This is a genomic window from Dielma fastidiosa (assembly GCF_000313565.1).
Taxonomy (GTDB): domain Bacteria; phylum Bacillota_I; class Bacilli_A; order Erysipelotrichales; family Erysipelotrichaceae; genus Dielma; species Dielma fastidiosa.
In genome coordinates, this window is sequence record NZ_HE578923.1 from 19,682 (window position 1) to 38,282 (window position 18,601).

General features: G+C 41.6%; 32 protein-coding genes and 1 riboswitch. All 32 genes read left to right on the forward strand.

The window, feature by feature from the left end:
- Positions 1 to 101 precede the first annotated feature (101 nt).
- The 32 genes from DAHG_RS00375 (at position 102) to rplQ (ending at position 18,572) form a co-directional block, all read left to right on the forward strand.
- On the forward strand, positions 102 to 1,046 hold the full coding sequence (locus DAHG_RS00375) for a calcium/sodium antiporter (protein WP_022936332.1): 945 nt from the start codon (positions 102 to 104) through the stop codon (positions 1,044 to 1,046).
- 190 nt (positions 1,047 to 1,236) lie between these two features.
- Positions 1,237 to 1,324: riboswitch (TPP riboswitch) on the forward strand.
- Between the two features lie 30 nt (positions 1,325 to 1,354).
- On the forward strand, positions 1,355 to 1,942 hold the full coding sequence (locus DAHG_RS00380) for an energy-coupled thiamine transporter ThiT (RefSeq protein WP_022936333.1): 588 nt from the start codon (positions 1,355 to 1,357) through the stop codon (positions 1,940 to 1,942).
- A 163-nt stretch (positions 1,943 to 2,105) separates the two neighbouring features.
- Positions 2,106 to 3,923: an FAD-dependent oxidoreductase gene (locus DAHG_RS00385; RefSeq protein WP_022936334.1), complete on the forward strand. Its 1,818-nt coding sequence runs from the start codon at positions 2,106 to 2,108 to the stop codon at positions 3,921 to 3,923.
- Positions 3,924 to 4,331: 408 nt separating this feature from the next.
- Positions 4,332 to 4,643, forward strand: a complete 312-nt coding sequence (rpsJ, locus tag DAHG_RS00390) for a 30S ribosomal protein S10 (RefSeq protein ID WP_002607415.1) — start codon at positions 4,332 to 4,334, stop codon at positions 4,641 to 4,643.
- 17 nt (positions 4,644 to 4,660) lie between these two features.
- A complete protein-coding gene (rplC, locus tag DAHG_RS00395) occupies positions 4,661 to 5,344 on the forward strand; it encodes a 50S ribosomal protein L3 (RefSeq protein WP_022936335.1) in 684 nt (227 codons plus the stop codon).
- A 3-nt stretch (positions 5,345 to 5,347) separates the two neighbouring features.
- Positions 5,348 to 5,977 (forward strand): 50S ribosomal protein L4, encoded by a 630-nt coding sequence (gene rplD, locus DAHG_RS00400; protein ID WP_022936336.1) that lies wholly within the window; start codon positions 5,348 to 5,350, stop codon positions 5,975 to 5,977.
- Positions 5,977 to 6,264, forward strand: a complete 288-nt coding sequence (rplW, locus tag DAHG_RS00405; RefSeq protein WP_022936337.1) for a 50S ribosomal protein L23 — start codon at positions 5,977 to 5,979, stop codon at positions 6,262 to 6,264. Before rplD ends, rplW begins: the two co-directional genes overlap by 1 nt.
- A 59-nt stretch (positions 6,265 to 6,323) precedes the next feature.
- The gene (rplB, locus tag DAHG_RS00410) at positions 6,324 to 7,157 is read left to right on the forward strand and encodes a 50S ribosomal protein L2 (protein WP_022936338.1); all 834 of its coding nucleotides are present in this window, start codon (positions 6,324 to 6,326) and stop codon (positions 7,155 to 7,157) included.
- Between the two features lie 21 nt (positions 7,158 to 7,178).
- Entirely contained in the window at positions 7,179 to 7,457 is a 279-nt protein-coding gene (rpsS, locus tag DAHG_RS00415; RefSeq protein ID WP_022936339.1) for a 30S ribosomal protein S19, read from the forward strand.
- A 13-nt stretch (positions 7,458 to 7,470) separates the two neighbouring features.
- Positions 7,471 to 7,806 carry a 50S ribosomal protein L22 gene (gene rplV / locus DAHG_RS00420; RefSeq protein WP_026880737.1) on the forward strand — a complete coding sequence of 112 codons (336 nt, stop codon included), beginning with the start codon at positions 7,471 to 7,473 and terminating at the stop codon, positions 7,804 to 7,806.
- Positions 7,807 to 7,817: 11 nt separating this feature from the next.
- Positions 7,818 to 8,618 carry a 30S ribosomal protein S3 gene (gene rpsC / locus DAHG_RS00425; protein ID WP_022936341.1) on the forward strand — a complete coding sequence of 267 codons (801 nt, stop codon included), beginning with the start codon at positions 7,818 to 7,820 and terminating at the stop codon, positions 8,616 to 8,618.
- Positions 8,619 to 8,621: 3 nt separating this feature from the next.
- On the forward strand, positions 8,622 to 9,038 hold the full coding sequence (rplP, locus tag DAHG_RS00430; protein ID WP_022936342.1) for a 50S ribosomal protein L16: 417 nt from the start codon (positions 8,622 to 8,624) through the stop codon (positions 9,036 to 9,038).
- Positions 9,039 to 9,041: 3 nt separating this feature from the next.
- Positions 9,042 to 9,242 carry a 50S ribosomal protein L29 gene (rpmC, locus tag DAHG_RS00435; RefSeq protein ID WP_022936343.1) on the forward strand — a complete coding sequence of 67 codons (201 nt, stop codon included), beginning with the start codon at positions 9,042 to 9,044 and terminating at the stop codon, positions 9,240 to 9,242.
- Positions 9,243 to 9,256: 14 nt separating this feature from the next.
- The gene (gene rpsQ / locus DAHG_RS00440; protein WP_022936344.1) at positions 9,257 to 9,520 is read left to right on the forward strand and encodes a 30S ribosomal protein S17; all 264 of its coding nucleotides are present in this window, start codon (positions 9,257 to 9,259) and stop codon (positions 9,518 to 9,520) included.
- A gap of 19 nt (positions 9,521 to 9,539) precedes the next feature.
- Entirely contained in the window at positions 9,540 to 9,908 is a 369-nt protein-coding gene (gene rplN, locus DAHG_RS00445) for a 50S ribosomal protein L14 (protein ID WP_022936345.1), read from the forward strand.
- Positions 9,909 to 9,919: 11 nt separating this feature from the next.
- Positions 9,920 to 10,228 carry a 50S ribosomal protein L24 gene (gene rplX / locus DAHG_RS00450; RefSeq protein ID WP_022936346.1) on the forward strand — a complete coding sequence of 103 codons (309 nt, stop codon included), beginning with the start codon at positions 9,920 to 9,922 and terminating at the stop codon, positions 10,226 to 10,228.
- Between the two features lie 14 nt (positions 10,229 to 10,242).
- Complete coding sequence (gene rplE / locus DAHG_RS00455; RefSeq protein ID WP_022936347.1) at positions 10,243 to 10,782, forward strand: 50S ribosomal protein L5; 540 nt, start codon at positions 10,243 to 10,245, stop codon at positions 10,780 to 10,782.
- 15 nt (positions 10,783 to 10,797) lie between these two features.
- On the forward strand, positions 10,798 to 10,983 hold the full coding sequence (locus DAHG_RS18315) for a type Z 30S ribosomal protein S14 (protein WP_034456294.1): 186 nt from the start codon (positions 10,798 to 10,800) through the stop codon (positions 10,981 to 10,983).
- Between the two features lie 20 nt (positions 10,984 to 11,003).
- Entirely contained in the window at positions 11,004 to 11,399 is a 396-nt protein-coding gene (rpsH, locus tag DAHG_RS00460; RefSeq protein ID WP_022936348.1) for a 30S ribosomal protein S8, read from the forward strand.
- Between the two features lie 15 nt (positions 11,400 to 11,414).
- Positions 11,415 to 11,960, forward strand: coding sequence for a 50S ribosomal protein L6 (gene rplF / locus DAHG_RS00465; protein ID WP_022936349.1), 546 nt, complete (start codon positions 11,415 to 11,417; stop codon positions 11,958 to 11,960).
- Positions 11,961 to 11,981: 21 nt separating this feature from the next.
- Complete coding sequence (gene rplR / locus DAHG_RS00470; protein ID WP_022936350.1) at positions 11,982 to 12,338, forward strand: 50S ribosomal protein L18; 357 nt, start codon at positions 11,982 to 11,984, stop codon at positions 12,336 to 12,338.
- Positions 12,339 to 12,354: 16 nt separating this feature from the next.
- The gene (gene rpsE / locus DAHG_RS00475; protein ID WP_022936351.1) at positions 12,355 to 12,867 is read left to right on the forward strand and encodes a 30S ribosomal protein S5; all 513 of its coding nucleotides are present in this window, start codon (positions 12,355 to 12,357) and stop codon (positions 12,865 to 12,867) included.
- Positions 12,868 to 12,881: 14 nt separating this feature from the next.
- On the forward strand, positions 12,882 to 13,322 hold the full coding sequence (rplO, locus tag DAHG_RS00480; protein ID WP_022936352.1) for a 50S ribosomal protein L15: 441 nt from the start codon (positions 12,882 to 12,884) through the stop codon (positions 13,320 to 13,322).
- Between the two features lies 1 nt (position 13,323).
- Positions 13,324 to 14,616 carry a preprotein translocase subunit SecY gene (gene secY, locus DAHG_RS00485; protein ID WP_022936353.1) on the forward strand — a complete coding sequence of 431 codons (1,293 nt, stop codon included), beginning with the start codon at positions 13,324 to 13,326 and terminating at the stop codon, positions 14,614 to 14,616.
- Between the two features lie 13 nt (positions 14,617 to 14,629).
- A complete protein-coding gene (locus DAHG_RS00490; protein WP_022936354.1) occupies positions 14,630 to 15,274 on the forward strand; it encodes an adenylate kinase in 645 nt (214 codons plus the stop codon).
- Positions 15,275 to 16,048 carry a type I methionyl aminopeptidase gene (gene map / locus DAHG_RS00495; RefSeq protein WP_022936355.1) on the forward strand — a complete coding sequence of 258 codons (774 nt, stop codon included), beginning with the start codon at positions 15,275 to 15,277 and terminating at the stop codon, positions 16,046 to 16,048.
- A complete protein-coding gene (gene infA / locus DAHG_RS00500) occupies positions 16,041 to 16,259 on the forward strand; it encodes a translation initiation factor IF-1 (RefSeq protein ID WP_004798231.1) in 219 nt (72 codons plus the stop codon). The genes map and infA overlap by 8 nt, the downstream gene beginning before the upstream one ends.
- A 22-nt stretch (positions 16,260 to 16,281) precedes the next feature.
- A complete protein-coding gene (gene rpmJ, locus DAHG_RS00505; protein ID WP_022936356.1) occupies positions 16,282 to 16,395 on the forward strand; it encodes a 50S ribosomal protein L36 in 114 nt (37 codons plus the stop codon).
- Between the two features lie 19 nt (positions 16,396 to 16,414).
- A complete protein-coding gene (gene rpsM, locus DAHG_RS00510) occupies positions 16,415 to 16,780 on the forward strand; it encodes a 30S ribosomal protein S13 (RefSeq protein ID WP_022936357.1) in 366 nt (121 codons plus the stop codon).
- Between the two features lie 19 nt (positions 16,781 to 16,799).
- Complete coding sequence (gene rpsK / locus DAHG_RS00515) at positions 16,800 to 17,201, forward strand: 30S ribosomal protein S11 (RefSeq protein WP_022936358.1); 402 nt, start codon at positions 16,800 to 16,802, stop codon at positions 17,199 to 17,201.
- Positions 17,202 to 17,228: 27 nt separating this feature from the next.
- The gene (locus DAHG_RS00520) at positions 17,229 to 18,188 is read left to right on the forward strand and encodes a DNA-directed RNA polymerase subunit alpha (RefSeq protein ID WP_022936359.1); all 960 of its coding nucleotides are present in this window, start codon (positions 17,229 to 17,231) and stop codon (positions 18,186 to 18,188) included.
- 21 nt (positions 18,189 to 18,209) lie between these two features.
- Positions 18,210 to 18,572, forward strand: coding sequence for a 50S ribosomal protein L17 (gene rplQ, locus DAHG_RS00525; RefSeq protein ID WP_022936360.1), 363 nt, complete (start codon positions 18,210 to 18,212; stop codon positions 18,570 to 18,572).
- Positions 18,573 to 18,601 lie beyond the last annotated feature (29 nt).

Genomic DNA, 18,601 nt, shown 5'->3' on the forward strand with positions numbered 1-18,601 from the left:
TCATCACGTTGGCAGAACCAACCGGTGTTACACATTGAAGCAAGACTTTTACCGAAGGGTGTAGAAGTCTTTTTCTATGCCGTTATAACAGGAGGAACACTATGATTTCGGTTTTGTATCTAGTTCTTGGTTTTGTTTTATTAGTAAAAGGCGCTGATTTCTTTGTTGATGGCAGCAGTGCGATTGCGAAAAGGCTGGGGATTCCAAGCCTGATTATCGGTCTTACCATTGTAGCCTTTGGTACCAGCGCGCCTGAGGCAGCGGTTAGTATTACAGCTAGTTTGACAGGTCAGAATGAGATCGCGGTAGGCAATGTAATCGGCTCTAATATTTTTAATTTATTATTTATCGTAGGCTTATGCGCAATGATCCGCCCATTGTCGGTGCATAAGTCAATCTTAAACCGTGATTTTCCATTGTCGATACTAGGGGCTGGGGTGTTGGTAATCTGCGGTTTAGATGTATTTTTTAATGAAGGCAGTGTGAATGTTGTCTCACGGGTTGAGGGACTTTTGCTTTTATGTTTCTTTATTGTTTTTATATATGCGACAAGCATGGCTGCGCTGAGTGATAAGCAGGCAGCTGAAACCGGCACCGATGTTTTATCATGGCCCAAGAGCTTTCTTTACCTTGGCAGTGGACTGATTGGTGTTGTTGCCGGCGGTCAGCTCGTTGTGAGCGGTGCCAGTGACCTGGCGTTAATGCTTGGATTAGGAAAGGATTTGATTGCCTTGACGATTGTGGCAATCGGTACATCACTGCCGGAACTGGTAACCTCGTTTGTAGCGACACGCAAAGGGGAAAGTGATATTGCGATGGGAAATGTCATCGGTTCTAATGTATTCAATATATTCTTTATCTTGGGAATGTCCGCAACTGTGGCACCGCTGACGATTACCAATAATACATTCATTGATCTTGGCGTACTGATTGCCGGCAGTATTATTGCCTTTATCTTTTCAAGAAAAGGTACAATTAATAAAAATTCAGGAATTGTGATGTTGTTAATGTATGCTGCATATACGGCATATCTGATAATGCGGTAGATAATTGCTTGGTATAAGAGCTGTGACGGTTTATGTTACAGCTCTTATTGATTTAAAATGGTGACGGTGCAGCTTCATTGTATCTCGCTAACTAATTAATATAGATCAATATTTTCATGATTTTGGTTCATAAGCAAATTATTATGATGGAAAAGGTTGCATTCATTAATATAAGTAATATATAATAATACAGTCAAGACAGGGGTGCTGAAAAGCTGAGAGAGTCCCTTTGACCTGATCTAGTTAGTACTAGCGTAGGGAGTCAATTTCTTTTTTGATGTTCTTACGCCTCATGGAGGTGTTTTTTTATGGACAAAACTAGAAGTAATGTTTTAACAATGGTTTATGCTGCTATGTATATAGCGCTTGCCGTGGCACTGAATGCGTTTAATACAGCGATGCCGATCATTCAGATGCCTAATGGCGGTTCTTTAGAACTTTTGGTTATCGCACTGTTTATCGCATCGTATCATCTGGGCTGGCGGTGGGGAGCGGCAATATCAGCGCTCTCATGGGTTATCGGTGTTCTGTTTGGTCTGAACAATTATATGGTTTCAGTGCCGCAGGTGCTGCTTGATTATGTGGTACCTTTTGTGGCAATCGGTCTGGCATCCATCGTGCCGGCTATTCACATCGGAAATACAAAACTCTCAAATCTTTATACCGGTGTCTGCTTCGGCATGTTTTTAAAATATATTTCGCAAGTAATATCCGGTGTGTATTTCTGGTTTCCGGAAGGAAGCGCGGCAGGCTCATGGGCTGCCTGGGCCTATTCAGCGCCTTACAATTTCTGGTACAACCTGGTAACCTTCATTGCTGCAATTATCTTAGTGCCGATTTTGGTTAAACGTCTCAATAAGCTCAGCAGTATAACAATGAGCGGTGTAAAAGAATAACTTAGCATAAGAACTTCTTCGGGAGTTCTTTTTTATTTAACACAGCACTTGATTAAAATTTCACAATCATTATAATGGTAGGTAGAGAGAGCTGGGATTGAATGAAAAGGGGAGACAGCTTTTCTTAATAAACCAGTCAGTATGACGGAGAAATGGAGGATTTATGAAAAGATTATATCGGCGGTTGTCAGCATTGGCGGTATGCTTAATGATGACACTCGCATTATCGGCATGTTCGGGACCATCTTCATCAGCATCTATTTATAAAGATGGCACATATGCAGGCAGTGCCAAGGGGATGAATGGTGATGTTACGGTTGAAGTGAAAATAGCTTCTGATAAGATTGAGTCAGTAATTGTTACTGATCATAAGGAAACACCGGGAATTTCTGATCCAGCTATTGAAACAGTGCCTAATGCCATTGTGGAGAAGAATTCAACGGAAGTTGATATTGTTGCTGGGGCTACTTTTACTAGCGAAGCAATCATCAATGCTGTTGAGCAAGCGCTGGAAAAGGCAAGCGGCAAAACTGTTGATGAGAATAAGGAAGATGAAAAACAGACACTTACATTTACTGATCCGGATGTCATTGTTATCGGCGGCGGCTTTTCTGGTATGAATGCGGCTTTGGAAGCAAGCACAAATGGCGCTAAGGTAATGCTGATTGAAAAGAACTCAGATCTTGGCGGTTCAATACGATATGCCGGCGGTACGCTGAGCGGCGCTGGTACTAAAATGCAGGAAGCGGCAGGTATTGAAGATACTGAAGAGAATTTTATTGCCGATATTGAAAGAATGGGCGGCGGCATTAATGTGCCTGAATTGACAGCCAAGCATGTATCTAAGGCGGCTGCAGCTGTTGATTGGATGGATTCACTGGGGGCTGATTTTGGAGACCGTATACCGACACAGCCTGGTTCTTATGATGCATTTGGTATACCAAGAGAACATCGTGTAAGCGGTAAAGGTCAAGAGATGGTGGCTATCGTAAAGCCGCTGCTTGAAGAAAAAGTGAATGAAGGCGTATTAGAAATATTATTAAATACTGAAGTCAAAGATATTATTATTGAAGAGGGAGCTGTAACCGGCGTTATATTAACGGATGGAACTGAATATCGCAGCAAATCAGTGATTTTGGCAACTGGCGGTTATGGTCATAATGAAACGATGCTTCATGATTATAATTTTGAGAATGTTTTAACTGATGCACCTGAATTTGTAACAGGGGACGGCTATACATTTGCTTTAAAAGCGGGCGCTGTGTTAAACAATATGGATTATCTGCCAGCTTATGCCGGCGGTGTGCCGGTATCTGATACAGGTTTTGTACATTCAGTGACAGCCAATAATACCGGTTATCCTAATACGATCTGGGTGGATGCGGAAGGTCAGCGTCACATGAATGAATTTGAGAATTTAGACAGTCAGAAGAAGGCCTTCTGGGCAAGTGCGCCGCACAACATCGTATGGATGATTTTTGATCAGAAAGTAGTTGACAATCAAGAACCAATCTTAAAGAAGGATGAAAACTGGAAAATGTTTAATGAAGAATTAGCTAAGGGCGAGGTTGTATTTAAAGCTGATTCAGTTGAAGAGCTTGCCAAGCTGATCAATATGGATACAGCAGCGCTTCAGGCAACCATTGATGCTTATAATGAAGGTATTGAGACAGGTACTGATCCAATGGGCAGAACTGATGAGAGAACACCGATTGATTCGACGCTGTATGCAGTCAAGACAATTCCTTATGTTATGCTTACTAAGGGCGGTCCATTAATGAATACGAGTGCTCAAACATTAGATAAAGACGCTCAGCCGATTCCCGGCTTGTTCCAATGCGGTGAATTAACTGGTGGTGCTAATGTCGGCGGCGGCGCTAATATTGGCGGTTTGGCTAATACAAGCTGTATCGTTTGGGGTAAGATTGCCGGCATCAACGCGGCAAACTATGCTTTGAATGGAACGATTGTGGAAAAATAAGTATATAAATATAAAAAAATAAATTGAATTAGCTCATTCGAAAGGAAACAGTATTTCTGAACGGATGAGCTTTTTTTCAGAATATGCTGGCAGATTTGATGATAATAAATTTAAAATTTGGGTAAAATATATAAAATTCCTATATAAAAAGCTGTGAAATTAAATGTAACCGCTATCATTTTAGACTGTGCAGCAAAAAATTGGGGTAATTGAAAAAAAGCCGAATTTTATGGGATTTTTTTAAAAAAAGACTTGCAATACAGGGTTATTCTTTGCTATAATACCTCTGTTACCGCGTGGACATGCGAGGTTGCCGACACACTGAGAGACGTTGTCATGACCCAGTGAGCCGGGGGAATTCGCACCGAGCGGGTCTATCACAGATATAGACGAAAGGAGATTTATTTCATGGCAAAAAACAGCGTAAGAATTCGCTTAAAAGCTTACGAACACAGAATCTTAGATGCTAGCGCAGAAAAGATCGTTCAAGCTGCCCAGGCACACGGTGCCAAAAAGATCGTTGGACCAGTACCTCTTCCAACTGAAAAGCAAGTAGTAACTATCTTGCGTGCGGTACACAAATACAAAGATTCTCGTGAACAATTCGAAATTAGAACTCACAAACGTTTAATTGAGATTGTCGGACCTACAGCAGAAACAATCGATTCACTGAGTCGTCTTGAACTGCCGAGCGGTGTTGACATCGAGATTAAACTGTAATGATGGAGGTGAACATCATGAAAGGAATTTTAGGACGTAAAGTCGGGATGACACAAGTCTTCACTGAAGATGGTGTATTAATCCCTGTAACTGTAGTAGAAGCTACACCAAATATTGTTTTACAAAAGAAAACAGTTGAAAATGATGGCTATGTTGCTGTTCAGCTTGGTTTAGAAGACATCAAAGAAAGACGTGCTACTAAAGCTGCTCTCGGACATGTTGCGAAAGTGAACACAGCACCTAAGCGTTTCATCAGAGAAATTCGCTCAGAAGAAATGATGAGCTATGAATTAGGCAGTGAAGTTAAAGTTGACTTATTTGCCGCTGGCGAAGTAGTTGATGTTATCGGAACTAGCAAGGGTCACGGATTTACTGGTGCGGTAAAACGTCACAATCAGAAAATCGGTCCTAAGACACACGGTTCTGGTCATCACAGAGGCATGGGTTCAGCTGCAACTACTGGTCTTGGTACTAACAAGATCGACCCTGGTTTCACAATGCCTGGTCATTATGGAACAGATCGTACAACTAACCAAAATCTTGAAATCATCAAGGTTGATGCTGAAAAGAATTACATCCTGATCAAGGGTAACGTTCCTGGTCCTAAGAAGGGTCTGGTTATTATCCAATCTGCAAAATGCAGCAAGGGTGATAAAACAGCTAAGGTGTTAGTTGACTACACTAAAACTGAGGAGGAATAAAAAATGCCTAATATCGTTGTATTAAATCAGGAAGGTAAAGAACTTCGCGAAATTAACCTTAATCCTGAAGTGTTTGGCATTGAGCCAAATCAGCAAGTAATCTTTGATGCCATTGTTATGCAGCGCGCATCAATGAGACAAGGTACTCACGACGTTAAAAACCGCAGAGAAGTTCGCGGCGGCGGTCGTAAGCCTTACAGACAAAAAGGAACCGGTAATGCTCGTCAGGGTTCTACAAGAGCTCCGCAGTTCCGCAAGGGTGGTATCGTATTCGGTCCTACACCTCGCAGCTATGCTTACAAATTAAACAAAAAAGTTCGTCGTCTTGCTCTTAAATCAGTATTATCTGAAAAAGTGGCAAGCAATGATATGATCGTTGTTGATGAATTGAAATTTGCTGCTCCTAAGACAAAAGATTTCATCAAGACAATCGATGCAATCGGCGCAGCTAAGAAAACATTGTTTGTTGTTTCAAGTGAAGAAGATTTCGAAAATGCTTATCTGTCAGTTCGCAACATCCCTACAATGATGATGCTGACATCTGATGGTATCAATGTTTATGACATTGTAAATGCTAACAAGATCGTGTTCACTGAAGCAGCAGTGAAATGCGTTGAGGAGGTATTAGGATAATGAATAACTACAGAGATATTATTATCTGTCCAATCATCACTGAGAAATCAATGAAATTGATGGAAGAAGATAACAAGGTTACATTCGAAGTTGCTAAGGGCGTAAACAGAACTCAGGTTCGTCAGGCTGTTGAAAAAATCTTCGGTGTTAATGTTGAAAAAGTTAACATGGTTAACACAAAGCCAAAAGCTAAACGTGTTGGTAAATACACTGGCACAACAAGTCCTGTACATAAGGCAATCGTTAAAATTGCTGCTGGACAAGACATCAACTTATTCGGCGAATAGTCGAAACAGGGAAGAGTCACGCTATTTCCCTTTAAAATGCGTAAGGAGGAAATTAATCCATGGCGATTAAGAAATATAAGCCAACGACCCCGGGTCGTCGTAATATGTCAACACTGACATTTGACGAAATTACAACGAACAGTCCTGAACGCTCACTGCTTGCTCCTTTAGGAAGCAAAGGTGGCCGTAACAATAACGGACGTATCACTACTCGTCACCAAGGTGGAGGCCATAAGCGCCAATACCGTATTATCGATTTCAAGAGAAACAAAGATGGTATCCCTGCTAAGGTTGCTACTATCGAATACGATCCAAACAGATCAGCAAACATCGCATTGTTAAACTATGCAGATGGTGAAAAACGTTATATCCTGGCTCCAAAGGGATTAACGGTCGGCACAACACTGCTTTCTGGTGAAACAGCTGATATCAAGGTTGGTAACTGCTTGGAAATGCGTCACATGCCTGAAGGTACATTCATTCACAACGTTGAATTGAAACCTGGCAAGGGCGGTCAGCTGGCTCGTTCAGCTGGTGTTTCAGCTCAGATTCTTGGTATCGAAGATAAATATGTAACAGTACGTCTTGCCTCTGGCGAAGTACGTAAAATCTTAGCTAACTGCCGTGCTACTATCGGACAAGTTGGTAACGAAGACCACAGCCTGGTAAATCTGGGTAAAGCAGGTCGCTCACGCTGGTTAGGTATCAGACCTACGGTTCGTGGTTCAGTTATGAACCCTAACGATCACCCTCACGGTGGTGGTGAAGGCCGTACACCAGTTGGACGTAAGTCACCAATGACGCCATGGGGTAAAAAAGCTATGGGTGTTAAAACTCGTAAGAGCAAAAAAGCTTCGACTAAACTGATCGTTCGTCGTCGCAATGGCAAGTAAGCGAAAGGAGGAAATTAAAAAATGAGTCGTAGTTTGAAAAAAGGACCTTTCTGTGATGAACACTTAATGAAGAAAGTGGAAAAACTGAATGAGTCTGGTAAAAAAGAAGTAATTAAAACTTGGTCACGTCGTTCTACAATCTTCCCTCAATTCGTTGAACACACATTTGCCGTTTACAATGGTAAAGAACATCTTCCAGTTTATGTTACAGAAGATATGGTTGGTCACAAATTAGGTGAATTCGTGCCAACTCGCAAATACTCAGGCCATGGAGCCGATGATAAGAAAGCTAAGAGATAGGAGGAAGTAAATGATGGAAGTTAAAGCAACTGCAAAAACATTACGCATCCCACCTAGAAAAGCTCGTCTTGTACTTGATCTGGTTCGTGGTAAGGATGTTGAAGAAGCGAAAGCAATTTTGAAATATACATCAAATTTTGCTGCCGATGCATCATTAAAAGTATTAAATTCAGCGATTGCCAATGCTGTTAACAACAATGGCATGGATGAAGAAAACCTGTATGTAAAAGCTTGTTACGCAAACGAAGGTATCGTATTGAAAAGATTCATGCCGCGTGCAAAAGGCAGCGCAAGCGCAATTCATAAGCGCACTAGCCACATCACATTTGTGGTTAGTGAACGTGATTAAGGAGGTAGCTCATGGGACAAAAAGTTAGTCCAATCGGATTACGTGTCGGTGTCATTCGTGATTGGGAATCAAGATGGTATGCAGACAAAGATTATGCCGATTTATTACTGGAAGACGTTAAGATTCGTGAATTCTTATTCAAAGAGTTAAAAGCTGCTTCCGTATCAAGAATTGAAATCGAACGTTCAAAGAACCGCGTTGAAGTAATCATTCGTTCAGCTCGTCCAGGTGTTATCATCGGTACAAATGGCGAAGCTGTTGAAGTGATCAAGAAAAAACTGGTTAAATTAACAAATGGTAAGAACGTATTCATCAAGGTAGTTGAAATTGCTAACCCTGATTTAGACGCTCGTATCGTTGCAAGAAGCATTGCCGATCAGCTGGAACAGCGTGCATCATTCAGAACTGCTCAGAAAAGAGCTATTCAAAAGACGATGCGTTCTGGTGCTAAGGGTATCAAAACTTCAGTATCCGGCCGTTTAGGCGGAGCTGATATCGCTCGTTCAGAAGGTTATTCTGAAGGGGTTGTACCTCTTCACACATTACGTGCTGATATCGATTATGCACATGAAGAAGCATCTACTACTTATGGCCGCTTAGGTGTTAAAGTTTGGATCTGCCGCGGTGAAGTTCTGCCTGGACAAATGGTTCAGGAACCAGAAGCACCAAAACAGCCTGCTAATGATAGACGTCGCCGCAACAACAACCGTCGTCCGAATAACGGGGATCGTCGTCCTAACAACAATAACGCTAAGGCAGCTCCAGTTAAGGAAGCTGAAACAGCAGCTCCGGCAGTTGAAGGAGGAAAATAATCTATGTTAATGCCTAATAGAACTAAATATAGAAGACCTCACCGTTTGAGTTACGAAGGTAAGTCAAAAGCTGGCCGTGCTGTTGCATTCGGTGAATTCGGTCTTGTTGCTGATTCTGGTAACTACGTAAGTAACCGTCAGATTGAAGCAGCACGTATTGCGATGACACGTTATATGAAACGTGGCGGACAAGTTTGGATCAAAATTTTCCCACACATGGCAATCACAAGAAAACCATTGGAAGTACGTATGGGATCTGGTAAAGGTGCACCTGAAGGATGGGTAGCAGTAGTTAAACCTGGTCGTGTTATGTTTGAAATCGGCGGCGTTGACGAAGCAACTGCTCGTGAAGCGTTCCGTCTTGCTTCTCACAAACTTCCAGTTAAATGTAAATTTGTACGTAAGGGCGAGGAGGAGTAACACATGACAGTCAAGGAAATCAGAGAAAAAAGCAATGCTGAATTGCTGAATGATATCGAAACGCTTAAAGCTGAACTCTTTAACCTTCGTTTCCAACAAGCAACTGGACAATTAACAAATCCTGCAAGAATGAGAGAAATTAAGAAATCTATTGCTCGTATTAAAACAGTGATGACTGAGCGCGAGCTTAGTAATCAAGATTAGGAGGATCGAAGAGAATGGAAGAAAGATCTAACCGTAAAGTTTATCGTGGAACTGTTGTTTCCGATAAAATGGATAAGACAATTACAATCATTGTTGAAACTAAAAAAACACACCCTTTATATGGTAAACGTGTTAAATATTCTAAGAAATTCAAGGCTCATGATGAGAACAACGAAGCTAGAATCGGTGATAGAGTTGAAATTATGGAAACTCGTCCATTGTCAGCAACTAAACGTTTCCGCTTAGTTAAAGTCATCGATAAAGCCGAAGTTCTTTAGTCGCTAGGAGGTAACGTTCATGATTCAAAATGAAAGTAGATTACGAGTAGCTGACAACACGGGAGCTAAAGAAGTATTAGTTATTCGTGGACTAGGTGGAAGTAAAAGAAAATTCAGCAACATTGGTGATGTTGTTGTATGTGCAGTAAAACAGGCTGCTACTGGCGGAACTGTTAAAAAAGGTGATGTTGTTAAAGGTGTAATCGTACGTACTCGCCGCGGTATCCGCCGTGAGAATGGTACTTATATCAAATTTGATGACAACGCTGTTGTACTTATCAAGGATGATAAGACACCACGTGGTACACGTATTTTCGGACCAGTGGCAAGAGAGCTGCGTGACAAGGATTACATGAAAATTGTATCTTTGGCACCAGAAGTATTATAGGAGGTGCCCTTGTGAAGATCAAAAAAGGTGATAAGGTTCAAGTTATTACAGGTGCTTACAAAGGCACAATCGCTGAAGTAACTAAAGTTCTTCCTAAAGAGAGCAAAGTCATCGTTGAAGGTGTTAACTTAGTTAAGAAACACATGAAACCGACTCAAGCTAATCCGGACGGCGGAATTGTTGAAATGGAAGCTCCAATTCATGTTTCAAATGTTATGCTGTATGACAGCAAAGCTAAAAAAGCAAGCAGAGTTGGCTTCAAAATTGCTGATGGCAAAAAAGTGCGCGTGTACAAAGCTACTGGCGCTGAAGTGAAATAGGGGGGAGCTAAGAGATGAACCGCCTACAGGAAAAATACAACAATACAGTTGTAGAAAACATGATGAAGAAATTCGGGTACAAATCTGTAATGGAAGTACCTGTTATTGATAAAGTAGTTATCAATATGGGATGCGGCGATGCTATCGCTAATCCTAAAACTTTAGAAGAAGCTGTTGCTGAACTGACTCAGATCACTGGTCAGAAGCCGGTAATCACTAAAGCTAAAAAGTCAATCGCAAACTTCAAACTTCGTGAAGGTATGCCGATCGGCTGTAAAGTTACATTGCGCAAAGACTACATGTATGATTTCTTAGATAAGCTGATGAACATTTCACTGCCTCGTGTAAGAGATTTCCGTGGTGTCAGCAAAACGGCTTTTGATGGTCGTGGTAACTATACATTAGGTGTTAAGGAACAAATCATTTTCCCAGAAATCAACTTTGATAAAGTAAATAAGGTTCGCGGGATGGATGTTGTTATCGTAACAACTGCAAAAACAAATGAAGAAGCTAAGGCGCTGCTTGAAGAATTAGGCATGCCTTTCCAGAAATAGGGAGGACAATAAGATATGGCAAAAAAAGCGATGGTACTCAAAGCAAATCGCCCTCAAAAGTTCTCAACTCGTGAATATACACGTTGCGAACGTTGCGGACGTCCTCACTCAGTTTTACGTAAATACAAACTCTGCCGTATTTGCTTCCGTGAGCTGGCTTACAAAGGTCAGATCCCTGGAGTGAAGAAGGCTAGTTGGTAAGAGATAGGAGGAATTGAGTCATGATGATGACAGATCCGATTGCTGATATGCTGACTAGAGTTCGTAACGCGCTTCAAGCCCGTCACGAATCAGTTGAGATTCCAGCAAGTAAAGAAAAGATTGAAATTGCTAAGATTTTGAAATCAGAAGGTTTCATTACTGATTATAAAGTTGAAGGCGATGTTAAAAAAGTATTAACAGTTACCCTGAAATATGGTGCTAACAACGAAAAAATCATTAGCGGATTAAAGAGAATTTCAAAACCAGGTTTACGTGTTTACGCAAAAGTAGATTCTATTCCTAGAGTATTGAATGGTCTTGGTATCGCTATTATCTCAACATCTCACGGTCTGATGACTGACAGAGAAGCTAGAGCTAAACACGTTGGCGGCGAAGTGCTGGCTTACGTTTGGTAATAAAGGAGAACATTTATGTCACGTATCGGTAATAAAACGATTACCATTCCTGCAGGCGTAGAGATTACGGTTGCTGAAGGGAATGAAGTGACTGTTAAAGGTCCTAAGGGAACTTTATCACGTCAATTTGCACCGTTCTTAACAATTTCTGTTGAAGATGGTGAATGCAAAGTTATCCGTCCGGATGACAATAAAACAACAAAACAACTTCACGGAACAACTCGTGCATTGCTGCACAACATGGTTGTTGGTGTATCTGAAGGATTCGAGAAGCGTCTTGAATTAGTTGGTATCGGTTTCCGTTCTGCTATTTCAGGTAACAAACTGCAATTAAACATCGGCTATTCTCATCAAGTAATCTTTGATTTAGTTGATGATGTTAAAGTTGAATGTGCTTCACCTACGGAAATTGTTGTATCAGGTATTGATAAACAAAAAGTCGGTGAATTTGCTGCTAATATCCGTGCTGCTAGAAAACCAGAACCTTACAAGGGCAAAGGTATTCGCTATAAGGGTGAATATGTTCGTCGTAAGGAAGGTAAGACAGCAGGTAAGAAATAGCGAGAAAGGAGCAATCGTAACATGCTTAAGAAAGTTTCAAGAAACGATGAACGTTTACGTCGTCATGCACGTGTTCGTACCAAAGTCAATGGTACTGCTGAATGCCCTCGCTTAAACGTATTCCGTTCAAACGCACATATCCATGTGCAGATTATTGATGATGTTGCAGGCAAAACTTTAGTTGCTGCCAGCAGTGTTGAATTGAAGTTAGAAAATGGCGGTAATGTTGCTGCTGCAGCGGCTGTTGGTACAGAAGTTGCAAAGCGCGCATTGGCTGCCGGTATTGAAAATGTAGTATTTGACCGTGGCGGATATATTTACCACGGACGTGTCAAGGCAGTGGCTGAAGCAGCCCGTGAAGCCGGACTGAAATTTTAAGGAGGTCATGCGAAAAATGGAACGCAAACCAAGAAGAGACCGCGAACGCGAAAAAGAATTTGAAGAACGCGTCGTTACGATCAATCGTGTTACCAAGGTTGTTAAAGGTGGACGCCGTTTCCGCTTTGCTGCTCTTGTCGTGATCGGTGATAAAAAGGGACGTGTAGGTTTCGGTACAGGTAAAGCTAATGAAGTACCTGATGCTATCAAAAAAGCCATTGAAGATGCTAAGAAGAATGTCTTCAATGTTGCTATCGTAAACGGAACAACTATTCCACATGAAATCGTTGGTAAATTCGGTGCCGGTGAAATCCTGCTCCGCCCGGCTTCAGAAGGTACTGGAGTTATCGCTGGCGGCGCTGTACGTGATGTACTGGAATTGGCTGGATTCAGCGATATCCTGTCTAAGTGCTTGGGGTCACGCACACCAGTTAACATGGTAAGTGCAACGATCAACGCTCTTCAGAATCTGAAGACAATCGAAGAAACTGCTCGTCTTCGTGATAAAAAGCCTCAGGAAATTCGTTAGAGGGAGGACAACACATGAAATTACATGAAATGAGTTATACAGAAGGAGCTAGACGCGAAAGAAAGAGAATCGGACGCGGACATGGTTCTGGACATGGTAAAACATCTGGTAAAGGTCAAAAGGGACAAAACGCTCGCAGCGGCGGTGGTGTTCGTTTAGGTTTTGAAGGTGGACAGACACCAATCATGAGACGTTTACCAAAACGTGGATTTACAAACTTCAATCGTAAAGTATTTGCAATCGTTAATGTTGAGAGCTTAAACGTTTTCGAAAACGATACAGTTGTAACTCCTGAATTATTGATTGAAACAGGTCTTGTAAGAAAAGAACTGGATGGAATTAAAATCTTGGGACAAGGCGAATTAGAGAAAAAATTAACTGTAAAGGCTAATAAATTTTCTGGGTCAGCTGTATCTACCATTGAACAAGCAGGCGGAAAAGTTGAGGTAATCTAAGATGTTTGCCACAGCAGTCAACATGTTCAAAAACAAGGATATTCGTAAGAGAATCCTGTTTACATGTGCCATGTTGTTTATCTTCCGTTTCGGAGCAAACATTCCGGTTCCTAATGTTGATACAGGGGCGCTGCTGGCTGGTACGGACAGTAATTCACTGTTGGCGATGATGAACTTGCTGGGTGGCGGACACTTTCAGCAATTCTCAATCTTTGCAATGGGTGTAGGACCTTATATCACAGGTTCTATCATCATCCAATTGCTGTCAATGGATGTGATTCCGGCTTTGACTGAATTGTCAAAGCAGGGACAGACTGGACGTAAGGTCATTGACCGTTACACAAGATACCTCGGTGTCGTACTGTGTTTCTTCCAGGCAGCTACAATGACGTATGCATTTGATAAAAATTATCATCTGCTGCTGAATAACAGTTTTGCATCTTATATCTTCGTTGCTATCGTTTTAACTGCCGGAACAATGTTCCTGCTTTGGATTGGTGACCAGATTTCAGCTAAGGGTATTGGTAATGGTGTATCAATGATCATCTTTGCCGGTATCGTTGCTAATCTGCCTGGTCAGTTTAAATCAACCTATGATACTTTAGTAACGGCTGAAACGGCAGGTGCCAACGGCATGCTGAGTTTCTTGCTGTATATTGTTGTGTATTTGGTAATTATCGTTCTTGTTGTTTTAATGACTGAAGCAACTAGAAGAATTCCTATCCAATATACTTCAAGTACAGTAATCAAGGGTAAAACCAATGAATTGACTTATCTGCCATTAAAGATCAACTCAGCCAGCGTTATCCCAGTAATCTTTGCTTCTTCAGTAATGATTGCACCGGTAACGATTGCTACCTTCATCACACAAAATGATTTCACGCGTGCGATGCAGAAGGTGCTGAGCTTCCAGACATGGACAGGTTTAGCCATCTATGTAGTCTTGATACTCTTATTTACTTTCTTCTACACGAATCTTCAGGTCGATCCTGAAAAGATTTCCGAGAATCTCGGTAAATCAGGTACATATATTCCAGGTGTAAGACCTGGTGCTGAAACAAAGAATTATGTCAGCAAGGTTTTAAACCGCATAACTGTACTTGGTTCAATTTCATTGGCATTTATCGCTGTGCTGCCATATGTGATCCCATTAGTTAATCCGGCGTTTGCAAATACAAATGTTGGTTTAGGCGGAACGGGTATCATCATCGTAGTCGGTGTTGCTCTTGAAACGGTGAAGTCATTGACCAGTCAGGCTACACAGAAAACATACCGTGGATTTATTGCTCGATAGAAGGTGAAGGAACATGAATTTATTGATTATGGGAGGACCTGGTGCCGGTAAGGGTACGATGTCTGAAAAAATCCTGAAGAAATACAATGTTCAGCATATTTCAACTGGAGATATCTTCAGAAATGAAATGGCGAATCAGACTGAATTAGGGATATTGGCAAAAAGCTATATCGATCAGGGACTGCTTGTACCGGATGATGTAACTAATCAAATGGTAAAGAGCTACCTTGAGAAAACTGATCTTGGCAATGGTTATCTGCTTGACGGATATCCGCGCACCATTGATCAGGCAAAGGCCTTTGACGAAATGACGAAGGGAACATCACTGGCGATCGGCAGAGTAATCTCGCTGAGTATCGCTTTTGAAGAACTTGCCGGCAGAGTTACAGGGCGCCGTATTTGTAAGAAATGCGGAGCAATCTATCACGTAAAATCACACCCGCCGAAAGTGGAGGGAATCTGTGATGTATGTGGAAGCGAATTGATTCAGCGCAAAGATGACACAGTTGAAAGCTTAACTGTACGATTAGATGAATACCGCCGTCAGACAGAACCGGTTATGCTGTATTATGGCAATCAGGGACTGCTGCGCAGCGTAAATGCTAATCAGGCCATCGAAGACGTATGGAAAGATACGCAAAAAGCTTTGGAGGACTAAATGATTACGACCAAATCACCAAGAGAAATCGAATATATGCGTGAGGCGGGAAGAATTGTCGGTTTGGCACATGCTGCGGCTGCCTCTTTCATTAAACCGGGTGTGACGACGAAAGAAGTCAATGCGGTTTGTGAAGAGGTCATCTTAAAGCATGGTGCTGCCCCTTCATTCAAGGGACTGTATGATTTTCCGGCAGCAACCTGTATTTCGGTTAACTCGACTTTAGTTCATGGTATCCCGGACGATACAATACTAAAAGAGGGCGATATTATTTCGGTTGATATTGGTGCCTGTTATCATGGTTATCATGGCGATTCGGCTTGGACATATGCGGTCGGCAGCATTGATGATGAAGCACAGAAATTAATGGATGTGACAAAAGCATCATTGTTTGAAGGTCTAAAATATGCGAAAGCTGGGAATCATCTGACTGATATAAGCCACGCAATTGGAGAATATGTTTATCAACACGGTTATTCAATTCCGCAGGATTATGCAGGCCATGGGATCGGAACTGAGGTTCATGAAGATCCGATTGTTCCCAATTTTGGCCCATCAGGTCACGGTATTTTATTAAAAGAAGGTATGACAATTGCAGTTGAACCGATGGTTCATGCAGGAAGGCCGCAGACCAAGGTGCTTCCTGATGGTACTGTTCTGACTAAGGACGGTTCACTGGCAGCTCACTATGAGCATACAGTTGTGATTCTGAAAGATGGGTATGAAATTCTAACAACAACTTCAGAAAAGGAGGAACAAATTAATAATGGGTAAGCAAGATGTAATTGAGATTGATGGCGTAGTCGAAGACACGCTTCCAAACGCAATGTTTAAAGTGAAATTAGCGAACGGGCACGAAATTCTGGCTCACGTTTCTGGTAAAATCCGTATGCACTACATTCGCATTTTACCGGGGGATCGTGTAACTGTTGAGATTTCACCTTATGATTTAACACGTGGGCGTATAACATTCCGACATAAGTAGTCGTGAACAAGGAGGGAAACGCATGAAAGTAAGACCATCTGTCAAACCAATATGCGATAAGTGCCGCATCATCAAGCGCAAAGGTCGCGTGATGGTAATTTGTGAGAACCCTAAACACAAACAAAGACAAGGGTAAAATGGAGGTGTAAACAAATATGGCTCGTATTGCAGGTGTTGATATTCCACGCGATAAGCGTGTTGTAGTTTCATTAACATATGTATATGGAATCGGCCCGACAACGGCTAGAAAGATTCTTGCAGACTGCGGAATCAGCGAAGATGTTCGTGTTAAGGATTTAACTGAAGAACAAGAAAACGCGATTCGTAGTAAAGTAGACGGTATTAAAGTCGAAGGTGACTTACGCCGTGAAGTTTCATTAAACATCAAGCGTTTAATGGAAATCGGATGCTATCGTGGTATCCGTCATCGTAAAGGTTTACCAGTTCGTGGACAACGCACTAAAACAAATGCGCGTACACGCAAAGGTCCGGTTCGTACAGTAGCGAACAAGAAGAAATAGGACGTAGGGAGGAAATAGTATGGCAAAAGTAAAAAAAGCTGCCGCTGGTGCTCGTAAACGTCGTGTTAGAAAGAATATTGCTCGTGGTGTTGCACACATCCACTCTACATTCAATAACACTATTGTTACAATCACTGACGAAAACGGAAATGCGATTGCATGGTCTAGCGCCGGTGCATTAGGATTCAAAGGTTCTCGTAAATCTACACCATTTGCTGCTCAGTTAGCTGGTGAAGCTGCTGGTAAAGCTGCAATTGATAATGGTATGAAAACTGTTGCTGTTAACGTAAAGGGTCCAGGCCCTGGCCGTGAAGCTGCAGTAAGAGCATTACAAGTAGCAGGATTAGAAATTACATTGATCAATGATGTAACTCCAATTCCACACAATGGATGTCGTCCACCAAAACGACCACGTGGTTAATTTAAACCTAAACTGAGGAGGTAAGCTATGCAAAAATTCGAACGTGCACATTTTGAAGTAAAAGAGTATGTTGAGTCAGAAAGTTACGGAAAATTTGTGATTGAACCGCTTGAAAGAGGGTTCGGCCAAACAATCGGTAACGCATTAAGACGTGTTTTGCTCTCCTCATTACCGGGAGCTGCTGTATTCTCAATTAAAGTTGACGGCATCTACCATGAATTCACATCAATTCCGGGAATCATGGAAGATGTTACAGCAATTATTTTAAATATTAAAACACTGATTATGGAGATCGACACCGATGAAGTGTATACACTGCGTATCTCTAAAAAGGGACCTGGTCCTGTAACGGGCGGCGATATTATCTGTCCGGAGGGTGTAAAGGTTCTGAATAAGGATTTATACATCTGTACATTAGAAGAAGACGGTGTACTCGAAATGGAACTTCAGGCACGTATTGGACGCGGTTATGTAAGTGCTGATACTAATAAGCAAATGTATCAGACACCAAACCAGCCGTTGGGTACTATCTATACTGACTCTATTTACACACCAATCGAAAGAGTTTCCTATCAGGTTGAACCAACTCGTGTTGGTCAAAATGCAAAATATGATAAGATCATTTTTGAAATTTGGACTAACGGATCAATTACTCCTCAGGAATCAGTTGCATTAGGATCAAAAATTCTGATTGACCATCTTGAACTGTTAACAAACGTTCATGATGCTGTTAATGATATGGAATCAATCATGAAAGAAGCTCAGGGCGAAGTTGTCAATAAGGGTCTTGTGATGATGATTGAAGATCTTGATCTTTCTGTTCGTTCATACAACTGTTTAAAACGTGCAGGTATTCAAACTGTTGAAGAACTGACACAAAAAACAGAAGATGAAATGATGAGAGTAAGAAACTTAGGTAAGAAATCACTTAAGGAAGTTAAAGATAAAATTTATGATTTGGGCTTAAGCTTCAAATCATTTGAATAGGTGTAAAGGGAGGACATAAACATGTGGAATCGTAGATTTGGACGTACTGCTGATCACCGTAAAGCAATGCTTCGTAACTTAGCTACATCTGTAATTTTGTACGGAAGCGTTGAAACGACTGAAATGAAGGCAAAAGACTTACGTTCTGTTGTTGATGAACTGATCACTTTGGCAAAGCGCGGAGATCTTCATGCTCGCCGTCAGGCTGCCAGCTTTGTTCGCAATGCTGTTGATGAAAAAACTGGACAGACTGCAGTTCAAAAACTGTTTAATGAAATCGGACCTAAATACCAAGACCGTAAAGGTGGTTACACTAGCGTAATTAAGACTAGAAATCGCCGCGGTGATGGTGCTCCGATGGCAATTATTAAATTAGTTGACTAATTAACATGTGAAAGATGGCTGAGAAATCG